Origin of the sequence: Arthrobacter sp. ERGS1:01, from assembly GCF_001281315.1 — a bacterium.
In the GTDB taxonomy this organism is placed as follows: domain Bacteria; phylum Actinomycetota; class Actinomycetes; order Actinomycetales; family Micrococcaceae; genus Specibacter.
Window position 1 is genome coordinate 383,666 of the sequence record NZ_CP012479.1, and the last position, 19,458, is coordinate 403,123.

17 protein-coding genes are annotated in these 19,458 nt (G+C 67.5%); 8 read left to right on the plus strand and 9 right to left on the minus strand.

Annotation, left to right across the window (positions count from 1 at the left end):
- Positions 1-138 precede the first annotated feature (138 nt).
- The 3 genes from AL755_RS05755 to AL755_RS05765 form a co-directional block, all read right to left on the minus strand.
- Entirely contained in the window at positions 139-1,569 is a 1,431-nt protein-coding gene (locus tag AL755_RS05755) for a class II fumarate hydratase (protein WP_082368945.1), read from the minus strand.
- A 154-nt stretch (positions 1,570-1,723) separates the two neighbouring features.
- Positions 1,724-2,380 (minus strand): carbonic anhydrase, encoded by a 657-nt coding sequence (locus tag AL755_RS05760; protein ID WP_082368946.1) that lies wholly within the window; start codon positions 2,378-2,380, stop codon positions 1,724-1,726.
- A gap of 2 nt (positions 2,381-2,382) precedes the next feature.
- Positions 2,383-2,994: a DUF4245 domain-containing protein gene (locus AL755_RS05765; RefSeq protein WP_337589596.1), complete on the minus strand. Its 612-nt coding sequence runs from the start codon at positions 2,992-2,994 to the stop codon at positions 2,383-2,385.
- Between the two features lie 195 nt (positions 2,995-3,189).
- On the opposite strand from AL755_RS05765, the gene glpX reads away from it, so the two are divergent.
- The 3 genes from glpX to AL755_RS05780 all read left to right on the plus strand — a co-directional run bounded on the left by glpX (position 3,190) and on the right by AL755_RS05780 (position 6,558).
- Positions 3,190-4,227, plus strand: coding sequence for a class II fructose-bisphosphatase (gene glpX, locus AL755_RS05770; protein ID WP_054010189.1), 1,038 nt, complete (start codon positions 3,190-3,192; stop codon positions 4,225-4,227).
- Positions 4,228-4,420: 193 nt separating this feature from the next.
- Positions 4,421-5,428: a lipid II:glycine glycyltransferase FemX gene (locus AL755_RS05775; RefSeq protein WP_054010190.1), complete on the plus strand. Its 1,008-nt coding sequence runs from the start codon at positions 4,421-4,423 to the stop codon at positions 5,426-5,428.
- Between the two features lie 494 nt (positions 5,429-5,922).
- Positions 5,923-6,558, plus strand: a complete 636-nt coding sequence (locus AL755_RS05780) for an endonuclease domain-containing protein (protein ID WP_237762602.1) — start codon at positions 5,923-5,925, stop codon at positions 6,556-6,558.
- Positions 6,559-6,717: 159 nt separating this feature from the next.
- Here AL755_RS05780 and manA read toward each other — a convergent pair whose 3' ends face one another.
- Genes manA through AL755_RS05800 form a run of 4 tightly spaced genes read right to left on the minus strand, consistent with a single transcriptional unit; the run spans position 6,718 to position 11,395 of the window.
- Entirely contained in the window at positions 6,718-7,968 is a 1,251-nt protein-coding gene (manA, locus tag AL755_RS05785; RefSeq protein WP_054010191.1) for a mannose-6-phosphate isomerase, class I, read from the minus strand.
- Positions 7,969-8,016: 48 nt separating this feature from the next.
- On the minus strand, positions 8,017-9,651 hold the full coding sequence (locus tag AL755_RS05790; protein ID WP_054010192.1) for an LCP family protein: 1,635 nt from the start codon (positions 9,649-9,651) through the stop codon (positions 8,017-8,019).
- An 11-nt stretch (positions 9,652-9,662) separates the two neighbouring features.
- Entirely contained in the window at positions 9,663-10,220 is a 558-nt protein-coding gene (purE, locus tag AL755_RS05795; protein WP_054010193.1) for a 5-(carboxyamino)imidazole ribonucleotide mutase, read from the minus strand.
- 20 nt (positions 10,221-10,240) lie between these two features.
- Positions 10,241-11,395 carry a 5-(carboxyamino)imidazole ribonucleotide synthase gene (locus AL755_RS05800; protein WP_082368947.1) on the minus strand — a complete coding sequence of 385 codons (1,155 nt, stop codon included), beginning with the start codon at positions 11,393-11,395 and terminating at the stop codon, positions 10,241-10,243.
- 152 nt (positions 11,396-11,547) lie between these two features.
- Here AL755_RS05800 and AL755_RS05805 point away from each other — a divergent pair, with 152 nt between their 5' ends.
- Complete coding sequence (locus AL755_RS05805; RefSeq protein ID WP_054010195.1) at positions 11,548-12,054, plus strand: GtrA family protein; 507 nt, start codon at positions 11,548-11,550, stop codon at positions 12,052-12,054.
- Positions 12,055-12,069: 15 nt separating this feature from the next.
- Here AL755_RS05805 and AL755_RS05810 read toward each other — a convergent pair whose 3' ends face one another.
- Complete coding sequence (locus tag AL755_RS05810) at positions 12,070-12,867, minus strand: TIGR03089 family protein (RefSeq protein WP_054010196.1); 798 nt, start codon at positions 12,865-12,867, stop codon at positions 12,070-12,072.
- A gap of 374 nt (positions 12,868-13,241) precedes the next feature.
- Between AL755_RS05810 and AL755_RS22305 the strand changes: the two genes are divergently transcribed.
- The 4 genes from AL755_RS22305 (at position 13,242) to AL755_RS05830 (ending at position 18,838) form a co-directional block, all read left to right on the plus strand.
- Entirely contained in the window at positions 13,242-13,766 is a 525-nt protein-coding gene (locus AL755_RS22305; protein ID WP_082368948.1) for a WhiB family transcriptional regulator, read from the plus strand.
- A 29-nt stretch (positions 13,767-13,795) separates the two neighbouring features.
- Positions 13,796-14,269 (plus strand): glycosyltransferase family 2 protein, encoded by a 474-nt coding sequence (locus AL755_RS23975; protein WP_054010197.1) that lies wholly within the window; start codon positions 13,796-13,798, stop codon positions 14,267-14,269.
- Positions 14,212-17,154 (plus strand): glycosyltransferase family 2 protein, encoded by a 2,943-nt coding sequence (locus AL755_RS05825; RefSeq protein WP_237762689.1) that lies wholly within the window; start codon positions 14,212-14,214, stop codon positions 17,152-17,154. The genes AL755_RS23975 and AL755_RS05825 overlap by 58 nt, the downstream gene beginning before the upstream one ends.
- 100 nt (positions 17,155-17,254) lie before the next feature.
- Positions 17,255-18,838: a DUF5719 family protein gene (locus AL755_RS05830; protein ID WP_150117051.1), complete on the plus strand. Its 1,584-nt coding sequence runs from the start codon at positions 17,255-17,257 to the stop codon at positions 18,836-18,838.
- A gap of 62 nt (positions 18,839-18,900) precedes the next feature.
- On the opposite strand, the gene AL755_RS05835 is transcribed toward AL755_RS05830, so the two are convergent.
- Positions 18,901-19,443, minus strand: a complete 543-nt coding sequence (locus AL755_RS05835; protein WP_054010200.1) for a metallopeptidase family protein — start codon at positions 19,441-19,443, stop codon at positions 18,901-18,903.
- Positions 19,444-19,458 lie beyond the last annotated feature (15 nt).

Below are 19,458 nucleotides of genomic sequence, written 5' to 3' on the forward strand. Positions count from 1 at the left end.
TGGGTTGTTAACGCGGAATGCCTGGGTCTCGACAGGCTCGACCACCGGTGGTCGAGCCTGTCGAGACCCAGGCATTCAGATGCGCGTTCCGGGTCCAATACCTGGGCCCACAACCGCGAGGTTGGGAGGGCGTGGGGATTACTGCGGCGGGCGGGTCATGGCCAGCACGTCGAGGCCCTTGTCCAACTGCTCCATGGTCAGTTCGCCGCGGTCCACGAAGCCAAGGGCCAGCACGGTTTCGCGGATGGTCATGCCTTCCTTGACGGCGTGCTTGGCGATCTTGGCGGCGTTTTCATAGCCGATGTACTTGTTCAGCGGCGTCACGATCGAGGGGGAGGCCTCGGCCAGGAAGCGGGCGCGCTCCACGTTGGCGGTGAGGCCGTCGATCATCTTGTCGGCCATGACGCGCGAGGTGTTGGTCAGCAGGCGGATGGACTGCAGCAGGTTCGCGGCCATCACGGGGATGCCGACGTTCAGCTCGAAGGCTCCGTTCGTGGAGGACAGGGCGATGGTGGTGTCGTTGCCGATGACCTGGGCGGCGACCATGATGGAGGCCTCGCAGATGACCGGGTTGACCTTGCCGGGCATGATCGAGGAGCCGGGCTGCAGATCGGGGATCGCGATTTCGCCCAGGCCCGTGTTGGGACCGGAGCCGAGCCAGCGCAGATCGTTGTTGATCTTCATGATCGAGTACGCGATGTTGCGCAGCTGGCCGGACGCTTCGATGAGGCCGTCGCGGTTGGCCTGTGCCTCGAAGTGGTTGCGGGCCTCCGTCAGAGGCAGTCCCGTGTCCTCGGCGAGCAGGGCGATCACGCGCTGCGGGAAGCCGGCCGGGGTGTTGATGCCGGTGCCGACGGCGGTGCCGCCCAGGGGAACCTCGGCCACGCGGGGCAGTGCCGACTCGACGCGCTCGATGCCATAGCGGATCTGTGCTGCATAGCCGCCAAATTCCTGGCCGAGCGTGACGGGGGTGGCATCCATCAGGTGGGTGCGGCCGGACTTCACGACGGTGGCGAACTCGGCTTCCTTGCGCTCCAGGGACTCGGCCAGGTGGGCCAGCGCCGGGATGAGGTCGTTGATCAGGGCCGAGGTGGCCGCAACGTGCACGGACGTCGGGAAGACGTCGTTGGAGGACTGGGAGGCGTTGACGTGGTCGTTCGGGTGAACGGTCTTCTCGCTGCCCGCCGCGGCAAGCGCGCGGTTGGCCAGCGACGCCAGGACCTCGTTCATGTTCATGTTCGACGACGTGCCGGACCCGGTCTGGAAAACGTCGATCGGGAAGTCGCCGTCGAAATCGCCCGCGGCAACCAAATCGGCGGCGGCTTCAATGGCGCCGGCCAGCTCGGCATCCAACACACCGAGTTCGGCGTTGGTCGTGGCGGCGGCCTTCTTGATGCGGGCCAGGGCCTCGATGTGGGCCCGTTCCAGCGTCATGCCGGAGATGGGGAAATTCTCAACGGCGCGCTGCGTCTGGGCGCTGTAGAGGGCGTTGACCGGAACCCGGACCTCGCCCATCGTGTCGTGTTCAATGCGGAACTCTTGTGCGGTGGCCGCGGCAGTTTCAGTCATGCTTCAACCTTATCGCCGCCGCCCGCGCAGCCAAAAACCCGTTTCCCGGCCCAAACACGCTTAAACGGCAAGGGACGACGCCGGAACCCGGGTTCCGGCGTCGTCCCTTGGCTCACGCTGTGGCCGGGTTGCGGCGGGGCAGCCGCGGTGCGGCTTAGGAGGTGATGGAGCCGTTGCTGTAAACAAGGTCGGCGCGGCCGTCGCTGAGGCGGTAGGTCAGGCCCACCACGGCGGTCTTTTGGCGGGCAACGGCGTTGGCGATGATGGGGGAGTTCTCCACCAGGCGGGCGGCCGTCTGCTTGACGTGTTCTTCGATCATTTCGCTCACGTCGCTGTTGGCGTCCTTGCGCAGGGACGTCAGCACGGACGGGGTGATGCGCTCCACGAGGTCGCGGATGAAGCCGACCGGCATGTCGCCCGTGGCGACGGCGGCCTTGGTGGCGGTCACGGCGCCGCAGTTGTCGTGGCCCAGCACCACGATCAGGGGCACGTTGAGGTATTCAACGCTGTATTCCAGCGAACCCAGGACGGTGTTGTCGATCACGTGGCCGGCGGTGCGGACCACGAAAGCGTCGCCCAGGCCCAGGTCGAAGATGATTTCCGCGGCAAGGCGGGAGTCGGAGCAGCCGAAGATGACGGCGAACGGGTTTTGCTGCGACAGCAGTGAGGTGCGGCGGGCGGCGTCCTGGTTGGGGTGTGAGGAACTGCTTTCCACAAAACGCCGGTTGCCGTCCATGAGCGTGGTCCACGCCTCCGAGGGGGACTTCATGGCGGAGGAAACCGTGCCGGTGGTGTCGTCGTCGCTGCTCATGTTTATGGTGCGCCCTTCGTTGCTGCCTCGGTGGACATGGCCGATGATGCCAGGTTGTGGGTCGATGCGGCCGCAAGGAGGTCAAATTCCTTGAAGTCGGCCTGACCGGTCAGGATGATGACCATGGCGCCACTCTTGAGCACCAGGCTGCGATCCCCCTCAGGTTTATCACGCAGTTCCCAGGTGCGCCCATCAATGTTGCGCGTTCCCGTCACAGGGGCGTCCTGCGTCTGGGACGAAATCCAGGTGGGGTTCGCCGTGATGGACTGCTTGACGGCAATGAAGGTGTCGGCGGAGGTGACGAAGCCGACATCCCAGAACGCCACGCCGTCGTTCCCCGCGGAGTTCCAACGGGCATAGTTCGCGTACCAGCCCGACGGCAGCACGGGAGCTGCGGGCGTGAACCCGGCAACTTCCGCGGCGTTCTTGGACACCGCGGCGACGTCGATCGGCTGGCGGTACGCATCGGCTTTCTGCTGCGGGTTGAGCCACACAATGGTCATCACAATGGCAATCGTGGAGAGCAGCGCCAGCAGCATGCCAATGATCGATGCGTTGGCGCGTTTTGCCGCTCCGGCGGTGATGACGGGCTTGACGGGGGCATTCTGGGGGATTCACTCACGTCCCCCATTGTCCCAGATATGGCGCGGACCGAGTGCCAGCCGGGGGTCCGTGACAGGTCATGCGGGGTCAATCTTGGGGCCTGCGGGGGCCGTGCATCTATGATTGGTGCGTAGGTGACCATACGGGAGGGGCGTGCACCGTCGCACGCAAAGACCCTATTCCTGCTTTGAAAATGAGGTTTTTACGTGGCTGAAAAAGCATCACACGCACAGTATTCGCACTTGTCACCGTCCCTGGCTGTCGGTGACGACGAGCCGGACCGGAACCTTGCGCTCGAGCTGGTTCGCGTCACCGAGGCCGCGGCCATCGCCGGTGGCCACTGGGTGGGTTTCGGTGAGAAGAACCTGGCCGACGGCGCAGCCGTTGACGCCATGCGGTCCCTGCTCTCCACCGTCCACTTCAACGGCGTCGTGGTCATTGGTGAGGGCGAAAAGGACGAGGCCCCCATGCTCTACAACGGCGAGGTGGTTGGCGACGGCTCGGGCCCCGAGTGCGACGTCGCCGTTGACCCGATCGACGGCACCCGGCTGACCGCGATGGGCATCAACAACGCCCTGGCCGTTCTGGCCGTGGCCGAGCGCGGCACCATGTTCGACCCCTCCGCCGTGTTCTACATGGAGAAGCTCGTCACGGGCCCGGAAGCCGCCGACATGGTGGACCTGCGCCTGCCCGTCAAGCAGAACCTGCACCTGATCGCCAAGGCCAAGGGCGTGAAGGTCAACCAGCTCACCGTCATGGTCCTTGACCGCGACCGCCACCAGCCGCTGATCCAGGACATCCGCGACGCCGGCGCCCGCACCAAGATCATCCTCGACGGTGACGTGGCCGGCGCCATCGCCGCCGCCCGCTCCGGCACCGGCGTCGACGCACTCATGGGCATCGGCGGCACGCCCGAGGGCATCGTGGCGGCTTGCGCCATCAAGACTCTGGGCGGCGTCATCCAGGGCCGCCTTTGGCCCACCGACGACGACGAAAAGCAGAAGGCGCTCGACGCCGGCCACGACCTGGACCGCGTGCTGTCCACGAATGACCTGGTCACCAGCGACAACTGCTACTTCGCCGCCACGGGCATCACCGACGGCGACCTGCTCAAGGGCGTGCGCTACGACAAGGGCCGCGTGCTGACCCAGTCGATCGTCATGCGCTCCAAGTCCGGCACGGTCCGTTTCGTGGAGGGCGAGCACCAGGCAGCCAAGTGGGAGAGCTACGCCCGCCGCAGCTAGAACCCACCCCGGCGGCGACTGACTCACCTCCGGTGGCGGTCCGGCGTTTTTTCGTCCGACTATCCGACCGACGGCCGCGGGCGGCCTTACGGTCTCCTTTACGTCGGACTACAAAAAACGCCGGCCCCGCCACCTCTCGAGGTTGGGCGCCGCCGGATGAGGCTCCACCATCGTCAGCCGGTAGGGTTGAGGCATGACTTTGAGTGTGCTGCCCTGCCCTGTCCGCGACGAGTGGGATGCCGCCGTCAACAGCCAGCAGGGGCACCCCATGCAGCTGTGGGGTTGGGGCGAAACGAAGGCGGCGCACAATTGGCGGGTCGACCGCGTCCTTGTCAAGGACGCGGACGGCACGCTGGTCGGCTCGGCGCAGATCCTGCTGCGGGCGCTGCCGTTCCCGTTCCGCTCGCTGGCCTACCTGGCCCGCGGCCCACAGGCTGTGCCGGGCCGGGAGATCGACGTACTCGACGCCGTCGCCCGTTATGTGAAGGCAACCCACAAGTCGGTGGCGCTGAGCATTGAACCTGACTGGGATGCGGACACCGTGGCGTCGGCGTCGCTGCCCGCGGCCGGGTGGCAGCGCAGCGCGTCCACGATCCTGATCCCGCGCACGCTGATCCTCGATCTCTCCCGCAGCGAGGACGAGCTCCTCGCTCCGATGGCGAAGAAGACCCGCCAGTACATCCGCAAATCCGGCCGCGAGGCGCTGGAATACCGTGCCGTCACGGCCGCCGAGCTGCCGGCATGCCTGGCCGTGTACAAGGAAACGGCGGAGCGGGCCGGCTTCGGCATCCACCAGGACGGCTACTACTTGGACATCTTCAACAACCTGGGCAATGGTTCGCCCGTATTTGCCGCGTTCGACGGCGACGCCGTGGTCTCCTTCCTGTGGCTCGCGGCGAGCGATGCGACCGCGTTTGAACTGTACGGCGGCATGAGCGATGAAGGCAGCCGGCTGCGTGCCAACTTCTCACTCAAATGGCTGGCCATCCAGGAGATGAAGGCCCGCGGCATCACCCGCTACGACTTCAACGGACTGCTCAACGACGGGGTCTCCCAATTCAAGTTTGGCTTCGCCGACCACGAGAACATGCTGGCCGGAACCTGGGACAAGGGGCTCTCGCCGCTGTACCCGGTGTTTGCCAAGGCGCTCCCGCTGGCCCGGAAGGCAGTCAAGAAGGCGCGCGGACTGCTCAAGCGCTAAGCCGGCGCCCGAACCCGGCGGTTTCGGGATCGGTGGTGCAGCTCCTGCGGGTTGCCAATTCGGTGGTGCAGCTTCTGCGGGCTCCGGCCAGGCTGGCCCGCAGAAGCTGCACCACCGATTTTCAACGGCTGTGTGGATCGACCAACTGTGGATAACTTTCGGCAGGAATTCAACAATTGCCGAAGAATTTGGGCATGGGAAACCGCCCGGAACTTCCGCCAGAGCTGGCCTTGCGTTCCTTCACGTGTCGTGAGGGAATCCAGTCCGGTCTGACTGCCAGCCGGATGCGAGCCAAGGACCTATTCCTTCCCAGCAGGGAAATCAGGGTCCCACTTGGTTGTGCGCAAACACTTTTGAACCGGGTCCGGCCCTACACCGAGCTCGGAATCGAAAGCTATGTCTCCCATACGACGGCGGCACTCATTCATGGGATTCCTATGCCGTACGTCCATGAGCAACCAAAGACAATCCACCTGACCCGGCCGGCAGGAACCATGATTCCCCGGCGAAAGGGCGTCATCGGCCACAAACGGGAGTTGGCTGCCGGCGAATGGATGCTGATCGATGGCGTACCTGTCACGGCGCCTGCCAGAACACTGCTGGATTTGGCCGCAATCCTGGAACTTGATGACCTGGTGGCGGCCGCAGACTTCCTCATCTGTGAACATCGCCGGAACTTCGAGGAACCCAAGCCGGCAATCGTCAAGGACTCGGAACTGGCTGCCTACGTCCTGTCCAAACGGTTCCTCCGCGGACTGGCAAACGCAAGGGAAGCCATGGAACTGATGCGGGTTGGTGCGGACTCACCGCCGGAGACCAAGCTTCGACTCGTGCTGCTGAGGGCGGGGCTCCCAGAATTCTGCACAAACTATGAAATTCCCGGCGGGCCCGGCGAGCCGATTGTCTACCCCGACCTTGGCTGCGAAGAATTCCGAGTCTGCGGCGAATATGAGGGTGAAATCCACCAAACGACCGAGAAGCAGTTGTACGACCGCAACCGGGACACCCGAACTGCGGCCCGCGGTTGGCTCCAGGTCAAAGTGTTTAACAATGACATCCGGCGCGGGGAGGACTGGGTGGTTGGCCTATTCCGGCAGGCCCTCCTGCGGCAAGGCTGGAATTCCCGCTAGTCAACGCAGCACGCGACAGATTCGTGGTGCAGCTCCTGCGGGTTGTGGGGCGGCTTTGGATTCGGTGGTGCAGCTCCTGCGGGCCCCGGCCACATGAGGTCGCAGGAGCTGCCCCACCGATCCTGCGACCCCGAAACGGGGGCCTCGTCTTCGGACGGACTACCCGGCGACGGTGACGGCGAAGACCACGGCGGATTCGCCGTCGTCGCCAACGTGCGGGTGGACCATGACCGGATTCTCGGCGGCGGGCACGAACACGGAGCCGCCGCGGGCGAGGATCGCATCGCCGCGCGGCGAATCAAGGAGCACCGAACCGGACACCGCCAGCACCAGCAGCGGCCCGTTCTGCACCAGCGGCACCGGCTCCGAACCCGGGCCAAGCTCCACGCGCTGGAGTGCGAATTCGGCAAACGGCGGCTCCCACACCGACTGGCCCAGATCCGTGGTGCGCGTCGGCACGTGCGGGACGGCCACAGGGGCGAAGTCCACGGTGGCCATCAACTCGGCCACGTCCACATGCTTGCCCGTCAACCCGCCGCGCATCACGTTGTCCGAGGACGCCATGACCTCCAGCCCCAACCCGGACAGGTAGGCGTGGATGTTGCCGGCCGGCAGGTACACGGCCTGCCCGGGCGCCAGCGACACCCGGTTCAGCAGCAGCGAAATCAGTACGCCCGGATCCGACGGGTACTGCCTGGCAAGGTCGACGACGGTGCGCAGCGGCGCGGACAGCCCGCCGACTCCGCCGGGTGCGTCTGCAAGCGCGGACGCCGCCAGATCGACCAGGGCGCGCGCCTCGGCGCCGCCGTCGATCAATGCCTCGAAGGCGCCGCGGATCACCATGGGCTCGACCATGCGGGAATTCAGCGTCATGATCACACGGTTCAGCAGCTCCGGAATGCCGGCACCCGTCGTGGAAATGGCGGTGGAAACCTCGCGGAAGAGATCCGCAGCCTCGGCGCAGGGACGGAAGCCGCACAACGCCTCGAAGTTGCTCAGCGCAAACAGCATTTCCGGCTTGTGGTTGTCGTCCTTGTAGTTGCGGTCAGTTGCATCCTTGGCCACGCCGGCAGCTTCCTCGTCGGCAAAGCGTTCGCGGGCACGCGAGAGGGTGGGGTGCACCTGCAGGGACAACGCCGAATCGGCGGCCAACAATTTCGTCAGGAACGGCAGCTTGGCGCCAAAGGCCGCGTGGACCTCCGCACCCAGCATGGCGTCCGGGTGCGCGGCGATGAGCGCATCAAGGGCCACGGGGCCGTCGGGGGTGTTGGCGGTTGACGGCGAATCCGGGTGGGCGCCCATCCACAGTTCGGCCTCGGGGCCGCCGCCGGGCTCCGTGCCCAGAAGCTCGGCGATGGCCGTGGCGGATCCCCACGGGTAGTCACGCATGACGTTGGTGAGCGCAAACATATTCACTCCTGCAAGGTAGGTGGCAAGCGTTGGGTTTGTGTTCTGTTGCTATCCGGCGGAGCAGGTCCCGTTGTTGGCCAGCAGCGAGGACAACGTGACGTCGTCGCCGTTGACGGCCAACTGCTGCAGGTACGCCTGGGTGATCGGGGGAGTGTCCGCCTGTGTGCTGGGCGCGGCTGGCGCCGAGGTGTCCGGCGTGACGGGGCTGGCGGGCGCGGCCGGGGCCTTGGGCGCCGAAGAGCCCGAAGAACCGGAGGAGCCCGCGGTGCTCTTCTTGGGCGCGGCGGTCTTGGCCGGGGTGGGGGCGGCCGGCTTCAGCAGCGCCTGCACCCGGTTGTGGATGACCTTGAAGTCCGGGTAGGTGGAGAACGCCACCGGGAAGTCCGGCGGGCCGATCGTGAGGCGCTTGAGGTCGTGCCCCTTGGCCTTGATGGCCAGCGAGACAAAGCTGCCCAGTTGCCCGGCCGGCAGATCGGATTCGATGACCTTGGCGCCGGCGTCGGCGATGGCGTTGAACTTGGTCAGCACGGTGGCCGGGTCCATTTGCTTGAGCATGGCGGACTGGATGCACTGCTGGCGCTGGCTGCGCGAGTACTCAAGGACCCACTGGCGCGAGCGGGCGTACCAGAGCGCGTGGTAACCGTCGAGGGTCTGTACACCCGGATGGATCCAGCCCGTGGGAGGCGCATGCTGCGTTGTGCCGGGGATGTCGTCGCCGGTCAGCGGAACCCAGCCGCCGGCATTGATCTTGACCCCGCCCAGGGCGTCCACGAGCTTGGAGAACCCTGCCATGTCCACGAGCACGTAGCCCTGGATGGTCAGGCCCAGGATGCCGCCGGCGGCGTCCATCATGGCCGCGGCGCCGGGATCCGGAGCGTTGGGGTAGAGGTCCTTGTGGTCGTTCGTGACGTCCGTGTACAGGAAGTTGATGATGCAGTCGTCGCCGCAGTTGTAGCCGTCGGGGTAGACGCTCCACAGCGGGGAATTGGGGGAGAACTGCGCGTTTTGCAGGTTGCGCGGGATGCTGATGGTGGCCGATTCGCCGGTCTTGGCGTCCACGCTGACCACGATGATCGAGTCCGGGCGCCGGCCCGACCTGGCCTCGCCGGCGTCGCCGCCCATGACCAGGAAGTTGTAGCGGCCGTCCACGGGCTTCATGTCCGGGCCGCCGCCAAAGATGTCGGTGATCGCGTTGCGGCCCGAGTTCACCAGGTAGGCCGTGTAGCCCAGCGAGCCGCTCGTGACCACCATGAGGACCACCAGCGCCCCGCTGACAAAGGCGCGCATGCCCGGCGCCAGCAGGGACGGGCGGATGATCGCCAGCGTGTTCAGGAACATGATGGCCCAGCCCACCGCCACGGCGGCCAGCAGCACGATGATCACCAGCGAGGAGACGGGGTTCGTGAACAGGTTCAGGAATTCTTCCCGGTTCAGCGCGGCCAGTACGACGCCGGCAATCACCAGGGCCCAGACCGTCAGGGTGCAGCGCAGGGCCAGCCGGCCCAGGCGCTTGTTGCCGGCCACGAGCTGGGCGCTGCCGGGCAGGACAAGGGTGAGCAACAGCAGCATCCAGGCTCGCAGGGAGCGCATGGGCGACGACGCCGACTCAGGGTAGCGGACGGGGTCCGTTAACACGGGAGGGCGGTTGGACGCGCGGGAAACCTTGGGGCTGCTAAAACTCATGAATGTCCTTGTTATCCGCGGTCCGGCAGGACGGCCAACGGGTAGTCGGCGCCGGCTTTTTCACGCAGCGCGGCACCCTTTGCGGAGGCCTGGTTGTTCAGTTCACGGGCAAAATCGGCCAGCTTGGCGGCCAGCTCGGCAGCGAGTGGATCGGTGCCGGAGGCCAGGATGCGCACGGCCAGCAGGCCGGCGTTGCGGGCCCCGCCAATGGAGACGGTGGCCACCGGGACGCCGGCGGGCATCTGCACGATGGACAGCAGCGAATCCATGCCGTCGAGGGTCTTCAACGGCACGGGCACGCCCACCACGGGCAACGTGGTGACGGAGGCGAGCATGCCGGGCAGGTGCGCGGCCCCGCCGGCGCCGGCGATGATGACGCGGAGGCCGCGGGCCGCCGCGTTGGTGCCGTAGGCGATCATTTCGGTGGGCATCCGGTGCGCGGAGACGACGTCGGTCTCAAAGGGGATGCCGAACTCGGACAATGCCGCGGCGGCCAGTTCCATGACGGGCCAGTCGGAGTCCGATCCCATCACGATGCCCACCAGGGGCTGGGCGGTTGTTTCGCTCATGCTGTTCTCGCTCATTTGCTCTAGTGTCCGTCTCGGATGATGGTGGCCACGGTGGTGGCGCGGGCGCGGACGGCGGCGACGTCGTCGGCCGGGGAGCCGATCACGTTCACGTGGCCGATCTTCCGGCCCGGGCGTACGGACTTGCCGTAGCTGTGCACCTTGACGGTGGGTTCGGCGGCCAACGCCTGGCCGTAGGCGGCGTACAGATCCAAGTTGGCGCCGCCCAGGAAGTTCTTCATGACCACAATGGCGCCCAGGGCGTCGGTGGCGCCCAGTGGGAGGTCCAGGACGGCGCGCAGGTGCTGCTCGAACTGGCCCGTCACGGCCCCGTCCATGGTCCAGTGGCCGGTGTTGTGCGGGCGCATGGCCAGCTCGTTGATGAGGTAGCCCACGCCGCGGCCGGGCGTCTCGAACAGTTCCGCGGCCATGACGCCCGTGACGCCAAGGTCCCCGGCGATCCGCAACGCGGCGTCCTGGGCCTGGGCGGCAACGGCAGCCGGGATGCCGGGGGCGGGGGCAATGACCTCGTCGCAGACGCCGTCCACCTGGATGGATTCGGCTACGGGCCAGGCGCGGGCCTCGCCCGACGGGGTGCGGGCCACCAGGGCGGAGAGCTCGCGGGAGAACGTCACCATCTCCTCGACCAGCAGCGGGCTCATGGCCTCAAACCAGTCGGCGGCGGCAGCGGCGTCCTCGGTGCTGCGCAGCACCTTCACGCCCTTGCCGTCATAGCCGCCGCGCGGCATCTTCAACACGACGGGCCAGCCGTGCGTGTCGCCGAACGCGGTGATGTCCGCCACCGAGGACACGGCGGCCCAGGCCGGGTTGGGCAGGCCCAGGCGCTCAATGGCGGCGCGCATCACGAGCTTGTCCTGGGCGTTGATCAGCGCGTCGGGGCGTGGCTGGACGTTCACACCCTCGGCAATCAGGGTCTGCAGGTGCTCGCTGGGGACGTGCTCGTGGTCGAAGGTGAGCACGTCGACGCCGCGAGCAAACTCCCGCAACGTCGCCAGGTCGCGGTAGTCACCCACCGGGGCTTGTGCCACGGCGGAGACCGCGGAGACGTCCGGCGCTTCGGCCAGGACACGCAAATGAAAACCAAGGGCTACGGCCGCCGGGGCCATCATGCGGGCCAGCTGCCCGCCGCCTACGACGCCGATTACAGGAAAAGTCACAGTCCCCAGACTACCGAAAGAGTATGCACAAACCCGCTTTTGGGCATTCCATGCGCGTTCGCAGATTCGTCCGGTAGCTTGGCTGACTTAGAATTAGCACAGGCCGGAACGTGACTTACGCGTTTATTGGCCAAGTCTTAGCACGGAGGAACATGTACCAGGCACTCACAACACGCATCAGGGGGCTCTTTGGCCTGTTTTGGCGCGAAGTGGCCAAGTTCGGCGTGGTGGGCGGTCTCGCGTTCGTCATCGACTCCGGCATCTACATCTGGCTGCTCAGCAGTTCCATGAGCGGGCACCCCACGAAGGCGAAGATCATTTCCGCCGCCGTGGCCACGGTGTTTTCCTGGGTCGCCAACAGGTACTGGACGTTCCGCCACCGCCGCCAGGCCAACATGCTGCGCGAAGTGACAATGTTCATCATCATGAACGGCGTGGGTATCGCCATCGCCGGCGCCTGCGTGTATGTCTCGCACTGGATCCTCGGCTTCGACTCGGCCTACGCCGACTTCATCGCCGGCTCCGTGGTGGGCCTGGTGCTGGGCACCATCTTCCGCTTCTTTGCCTACCGTTTCTGGGTCTTCACCGAAGAGCTCGACGCCGACCCCGCCTTTGCGGACGACCGCAAGTTGATCGAATCGGACCCCACGGCGCCGTAGTCCGCCGCGCTTGTCCTAGTTCGTGACGTTTTCCATGGTGCGCAGGTGCTCGGTGGCCTCCACCGAGGGATCCAGCAGCACCACCGAGCCGCCGTCGGCCCACGTTTGCAGGGCTGCGGGAACCACGGCGTCCCAACCGTTCGCCGCGGCCAGCAGCACCCTGTGGCCGCCGGTGCCGGTTGCCGGAAGCGTGACGGTGGAGCCGTCGGCAGCCACGGGCGCCGCAGCCAGCAATTCCGCGTAGCTGAGCGAGCGCATGGGCGACTCCCAGGCGATGGCGTCGTCCTCGGGGGAGTCGTTGGGATAAAAGACATCCGCGTGAGCCCGCACCCCGCCGGAGTAGTCCAGGGCATCCGCCGGCAGGGGTTCCGTCCAGCGCATGGCCAGGGCGGGCAGTGCGACGGCCACGATGAACGGTGACCTGCTTGCCTGTTCGGCGCGGGCAAAGGCCGCGTCCGGGTTGGTGGTGGCCACGATGTTCGGGTGGGAAGCGCCGGCGTCGCCCGTTTCACGCACATTTGCGCCCGAAATGGGGCACTGGGACAGCGCGGTGCCGCCCACGGCCCAGGTGGCCAGCAGCCACACCAATGAACGCCAGTGCACCGGCATGTCCACGGCCACGGTGGTCCCGGGTTCGCCGTCGAGCTCGTCCACCAGGAAGTTCGCCGTCTTCGCGACCCAGTTTTCCAGGACCCGCCCGGAGAGTTCCACGCGTTCGGAATCGGGGCCGTACCAGGTAAGCCGCGGCACTGTGGGGTTGGCGGTACGCAGGGCCTGCAGGAGGAGGGGGACTGTGCTGGGAAGGGGAGCCATGGTGTGATCTTTCCACGCAACGGCTCGAAAGATAATTCCCTCGAATGTACAAATTGCAAATCCGCCGGTGAGTTGCGTCACATTCACGTCATGTGAAATGCGGCGAAATACGCGGGTTTGCGTGGAGATTCCCAGAGTATTCACAGTATGCGACGCAATTTCCCTCCAGGGCGGTGCATAACGGTATGAATTGCGCTGGCGTGGCGCGCAGCTTGAACGGTGCCGCCAGTGGTTATGATCGCCCGCCGCTTGACGTTGCGGACTTACATGGATGTAATTAGACGCACGAACCGCTGCCATGGGCATGCGGAACCGCACGTCGCGGGATCTGCACATCTATGGCAGCCAAGACGGCAACATTCAGGAGGACGATTATGGGGCAAGCGCAGCTGAGTGTGACAAATGAAATTGACGGCACTGTTGAGGGTCAGGCCACGGCACGTTACCGCATGCGGGGCGTTCCGAACGACTGGTTCGTTGACCCGGCAGATCCGAACGCGGCGGACTCGATTGAGCGCTCCGCCAAGGAGTCCCTGGAGGACGCCGGCACGGCGTTCCTGGCGGCCCACGGCACGGACCTCGACGACGCCGAAACGTCCCTTGTGGGGGACGTGGCCGGCGCGCCGGCACCGGTATGGATTGGTTTGCGGCCCGGTCTTGACGACTTCAGCGACGAAGGTGAACTAGGCTGGCAAACGGACGCCTTGTGCGCGCAGACCGATCCCGAGGCGTTTTTCCCGGAAAAGGGCGGATCCACGCGGGACGCCAAGAAGGTATGCGGCTCCTGCAACGTCAAGGCGCAGTGTCTGGAATACGCTCTGGCGAACGATGAGCGGTTTGGAATCTGGGGCGGCCTGTCCGAGCGTGAACGCCGGCGGCTGCGGAAGCGAGCGGTCTAATTCTTGAAGCAGTAAACGTCACTGCCGTTGTGGTTGCCCACAACGGCAGTGCCTACCTTCCCACGGTCTTAACCGCCCTGGCGGAGCAGACGCGGCCGGCCACCTCAGTGGTGGCTGCCGACGTCGCCTCCTCCGACGCGTCCGGCGAAATGCTGCGCAAGGCCCTGGGGGAGTGCAACGTCATCTCCTTTGAGGGCCGCAAGGGCGGTTACGGTGCCGCCGTGAAGGCGGCCCTGGCCCACCAGGTGCGGACCCGGAACCCCCTGCCGGCCACGGTTCCGGCAGGTGCGGTTTCTGCGGGTGCTGTTCCCGCTGCCGGGCTCGACGCCGGCCCGGCCGCCGCCACCCAGGAATGGATTTGGCTCCTCACCGACGACGCCGCCCCGGCCCCGACGCGCTGGAACGGCTGCTGGACGCCGTGGAGCGCTCCACGACGGCCACGGTGGTGGGCTGCAAGCAACTTGATTGGGACCATCCGCGCCGGCTCGTGGACGTGGGCCTGAAACCGGGCCCATGGTTTGACCGCTATTCCATGATCAGCCTCGACGAGCTCGACCAGGGCCAGTACGACGGCCATTCGGATATTTTCGCTGTCAACGCCGCCGGCATGCTGGTGCGCCGGGATGTTTGGGAGAAGCTGGGCGGCTTTGACCCGGCCGTGCCCGGTCCCGGCGACGACCTCGACTTTTGTGCCCGGGTCCGGCTTGCCGGGCACCGGGTCCTGGTGGTTCCGGCCGCCAGGATGTTCCAGGTCACCGACCGGCACAACCCGCTGGGTTCGCCCACCGCCGCACGCAAGGCGGCGGTCTTCCTCCGGCTCAAGCACGCCCCGCTGTGGCAGGTGCCGCTGCTGGCCGCCGGTGCATTCTTTTCCGGCATCTTCTGGCTCTTTGCCGGCTTCCTGTTGAAGGCCCCGGGCCATGCCGTGAGCATGTTTGCCGCCACCTGCGCCGGCCTGCTGCGTCCCGCCGCTTTGGCCCGCAGCCGCCGCGCCTTGGCCCACACCCGCGTACAGCCCCGTTCCGCCTACAAGGACCTGATGGCGGGGCGGGAGGAATCCCGCAACCACCTGAAGGAACTGCGCGAGGCCGTGGGCCCCGACGACGACGGGTCCGAGGCGTCCCTGCCGGCGCCGTCGATCCTTGAACCCACCGGCGACGTCCACCAGCAAGCAGTCACGCCGCTGGCCCACGTCAAGACCTCCCCCGTGGTCAGCGCCATCGGCCTGGCCCTGGTGTTGGCGCTGCTTTCGCTTATTACGCTGTCCCGGTTGTTGGGCGCTCCCGCACTGACGGGCGGATCGCTGCTGCCCGTGGCCACCCAGATCGGCAGCCTGTGGCAGCACGCCACGGACTGGTGGATCTCCCTCGGCTCCGGCCTGCCCGGACGCGGCGAGCCCTTCAACTATGTGCTGTGGCTGCTGGCCGCACTGGGTCTGGGCAACGGCTCCGCCGCAGTGATGTGGCTGTTCATCTTCGCCATCCCGCTGTCCGCCCTGACGGCCTGGCTGGCCTCCGGCGCGTTTTCCCGCAGCAGGTGGCCGCGCATCGTGGCCGCCCTGGTGTGGGCCGGTGCGCCCGTTTTGCAGACCGCCATGGGCCAGGGCCGGATCGGTTCCCTGCTGGCCCACGTGCTGATCCCGCTGGTCGCATTGGGACTTGTCCGCGCCGCGGGCGGGGCCGTGAGCGCCAAGGACGGCGCGCGCGCCGCTGCCCGCCGGGCCGCGGCCGGCACCAAGATGGGCCGCCCCGGCGTCGACGGCAACCCGTCCTGGACGGCTGCCGCCGCCGCGGGCCTGGCCCTGGCCGCCGTCACGGCCGCCGCGCCCACGCTCTTCCCGCTGGCCGTGGTCGCCGTCCTCGGCGCCACGTTGTTCCTGGGCCGCCGCGGCAAGACGCTCTGGTGGTCCCTGGTGCCGTCGCTGGCACTGTACTTCCCGTATGCCTGGTCGGCCATGGCCAATCCGCGCGCACTGCTCGGTGACCCCGGACTGCCGTTGGCGTCCGCCCAGGCGCCCGTGTGGCAGCAGCTGCTGGGCTTCCCGTCCGCGGTGACCCCGGCCACCGGGCTGCTGGGTGCGGGTGCGCCGGCGGCCGAGCCGCTGTGGACCTGGATTGCCGTAATACTGATCGGTGCCCCCGTGGTGGTGGTGGCCGTGTTCGCACTGCTGGCACCGCTGCGCCGGGCCGGAACCGTGCGCACCCTGTGGCTTGTTGCCCTGCTGGCCCTGGCCGTCTCCTACGGATCCAAGCTCATCGCGGTGGCCCTCGACGGCACCACCCTCGTGACGCCCTTCAACGGACCCGCCGTCTCCGTGGCATTCTTTGCCCTGCTGGCCGCCGCGCTCCTGGGCTTCGACGCCGTCTACCGCCGCGCCTACGATCCCGCCGGACCCGGCGCCGGCCGGCACCGCGCCAGCAAGGCGACCGCCGTGGCCGTTTCACTCTTGTTGGTGGCCGCCCCGGCCGCGAGCCTGGGACTGTGGGCCGCCAACGGCATCAACGGATCCGACTCCGCCCTGACGGGGAGCCAGGCGGTCAAGCCCATGAACGTGGGCTCCATTCCGGCCACCGCGGCCGACCGCGGCACCGGACCCGAGGAGAGCCGCACCATCGTGCTGCGCGTCATGCCCGGCAACGGTGTGCAGGCCACCCTCATGCAGGGCGCCGGCACCACCTTGGACACGCTCTCCGGCATTGCCGCCGCCGACCGCATCACCGGGGCCCCGGGCAAGGAAACCGTCAAGGATCCGGACCCGGCCACGGCCATGCTGCGCGAAACCGTGGCCGCCATGATGGCCGCCTCGGGCATCGACCCGCGACCGCAACTGACGCAATTGGGTGTGGGCTTCGTGGTGCTGCAAAACGGCGACACCGCCGCGGAGCTGCTGGCCAATGAACTCGAGGCCGTGCCCGGCCTGGACACCGTGGGGCCCACCGATTCCGGCTGGCTCTGGCGGGTCAAGCCCGGCTATGCGACCGTGGGCACCACCGACGTCGTGAACCGGGTCCGCCTGGTCGACGCCGGCGGCGCCGCAATTGCCCCCGTGGCATCGGACGGACTCGGCGTGAACACGACCGTGCCCAAGGGCAGCGACGGCCGCCGCGTGGTGCTGGCCGAGCGCTTCGACGCCGGTTGGCGCGCCTGGTTCGACGGCAAGGAAGTCAAGCCGGTGGCGCAGGGCTGGGCCCAGGCCTTTGATCTTCCCGCCGCGTCCGGAAAATTGGAAATTCGTTATGAGCAGCCGTGGAACACGGTGATGAGCCTGGTGCAGATCGTCCTCCTGGGACTGACAGTGCTGCTGGCCGTCCCGGTGCGGGCGCGGCGCGGACGGACCGGTGCCTACCGGGACGAGGCGTCATTGAAAAAGGTGGGCAGTGGTGTCTGAGGACCAAATTTCGTCTAGTGGCCCGGACGGCGCTCCGAAGCAAACAGCGGCGGCCCCCCGCCGGAAGCAGCGCACGCGCGCACGTCGCTGGCCGTTGGTCGTGGCCGGTTCGGCCACGGCGTTGCTTGCCGCTGCTGCCGTAGCCGCGGGCACCGTGTTGCCCGGCGCCGACGCCACCGCCCGGGTGGACATGCCCGCCCAGGTGCTGCCCGTCGGGTCGTCCCTGGCCAACTGCGTGGGACCCACCCAACTGCTCTCCGGCTCGGCGGCCGGAGCCGATCCCGAATTCTCTCCCAACTCCTCCTCCACGAAGGCCCTGCTGGGCGCCGTGGTGCTCAGCAACCCCGACGGCGTGCTCCCCGGCTCCGAGGTCCGGGCCCTGGGCCAGGGTTCCGCCCCGTTCCTGACCATCGCGAAGGCGCCGGCAAACTCCGCCGCCGCAGCGTCCGCCAACCCCACAGCCAAGGCCACGGTGGCCCCCGTGACCGGCGTGGCCAAGTCCAAGGCCGGCGTCGTCTCCGGCCAGGGCGTCACGGCGCAGTCAGTGCTTGAAACCCAGCCGCTGAACGGGCAGGGCACCCTTGCCGCCGGCTCCGTGGTGGTCACCTCCAACGACGGCGACCTCCAGGGCATGGCGGCGGCCACCTGCCAGGCTCCTTCCAACGACCTGTGGCTGGCCGGCGCCAGCACCACCGTTGGCCGCACCGCCGTGCTGAGCCTGACAAATTCGACCAAGAGCCCCGCAACCGTCTCCCTCGACCTCTTTGGCACCAACGGCACCGTCAACGCTCCCGGCGGCAAGGGCCTCGTGGTGGCTCCCGGAACGTCACGATCGGTGGTGCTTGCCGGCTTGGCACCGGACCAGGCCCAGCTGGCCGTCCACGTAAAGAGCACGGGAGGCGCGGTCTCCGCCGTGATCCAGCAGTCGGTGCTGCGCGGGCTGACCCCCGGCGGCGTGGACTACCTGGCGCCCGTGCAGTCCCCGGCCACGGCCCAGGTCGTTCCCGGCGTGCGCGTCCAGGCGCCGGACGCCGCGGCCAAGATCTCCGCCCAAAACGGCTACTCGGACGCCACCACAGCGCTGGACGTCACGGTTCCCGGAGCCCGCGACGCCATCGTCGAGGTCAAGGCGTTCGGTCCGTCCGGGCAGGTGGCGCTGCCCAACGGCGGCGTGTTCACCGCGCAGGCCGGCAAGGTCACCGAATTGTCGCTTGTGGGCCTGGCCCAGGGCACGTATTCGCTGAGCGTCACCGCCGACTCCGCCGTGACGGCCGGAGTCCGGCTCATCAACGCCACGAAACCCGGCAGCGCCGTCGATCTTGCCTTTGCCCCGAGCACCAGCCGCCTCGGCGACAGCCACCTGGCCCTGCTGCCCGACGGCGTCACCTCAAGTTTCGCGTTCACGGCACCCACGGGTGCCGCCACGGTGTCCCTGGTGCCCGTTTCCGCCGCCGGCGCACTGGGTGCCGCGAAGACCATGGAGCTCAAGGCAGGAATCACCACCCTGGTGGATCCCACCGCGCTGCTTGGCCCGGACGCCGCAGCCGTGCTGATCTCGGCCACGGGCGAACCCGTCTACGGCACCGAGCTGCTCGGCGCCAAGGACTCGGCGAACATTGCCGTGCTGCCCATCGCCGGTGCGGCCGCCGATTCCAGCGCCCTGAACATCACCACGGGCTACTAAGCACGGTGCACTAGGAAGGTCCGCGGGAGCCTGTTGGAGCCCGCGGGCCTTGACTCGCGGGCTTAGTGCCCGCGGAAGCGCCGGAACAGCGGGTCCACCGTGTCCGGATCAATGTTCAGCAGGCCCGCAACCTGCTCGATGAGCACCTCGTGGACCAGTTCACGGACCTGCCACGGGGCGTCGCACAGCGCCTCCACGGGGTGGCGGTAGATGACGATGACGGCCTGCTCTGCGGTGGTGCCGGACGTGCCCTTGACCGCGGGGCTGTACTTGCCCAGCGGTGCCTGGGCACCGGAGGCGACCAGCGCCTCCAGGTTGTCGGGAACTTCCTCCACGAGGTATTCAACGTTCTCCAGGACCCCGACCCACAGTTCGCGCAGGCGTTCGGCGGAATCCACCACGAGGTCCTCGAACTTTTCGCTGCGCGAGCGGGCGCCGGGCAGCCCCGGCAGCAACAGGGGTCCGCGCAGTCCGCGGCCGTGGCGGTTGCGCCGCCGCTGCGCAAAGGGGCGGCCGGGAGAGCCGCCCGGGGCGTCCGCCCGTGGGCCGGCGTCGTCGTTGAACGAGACGGTGAACCCTGATTCCTGCGCATTGAACTGCATCATTTCACTCTATGCTCG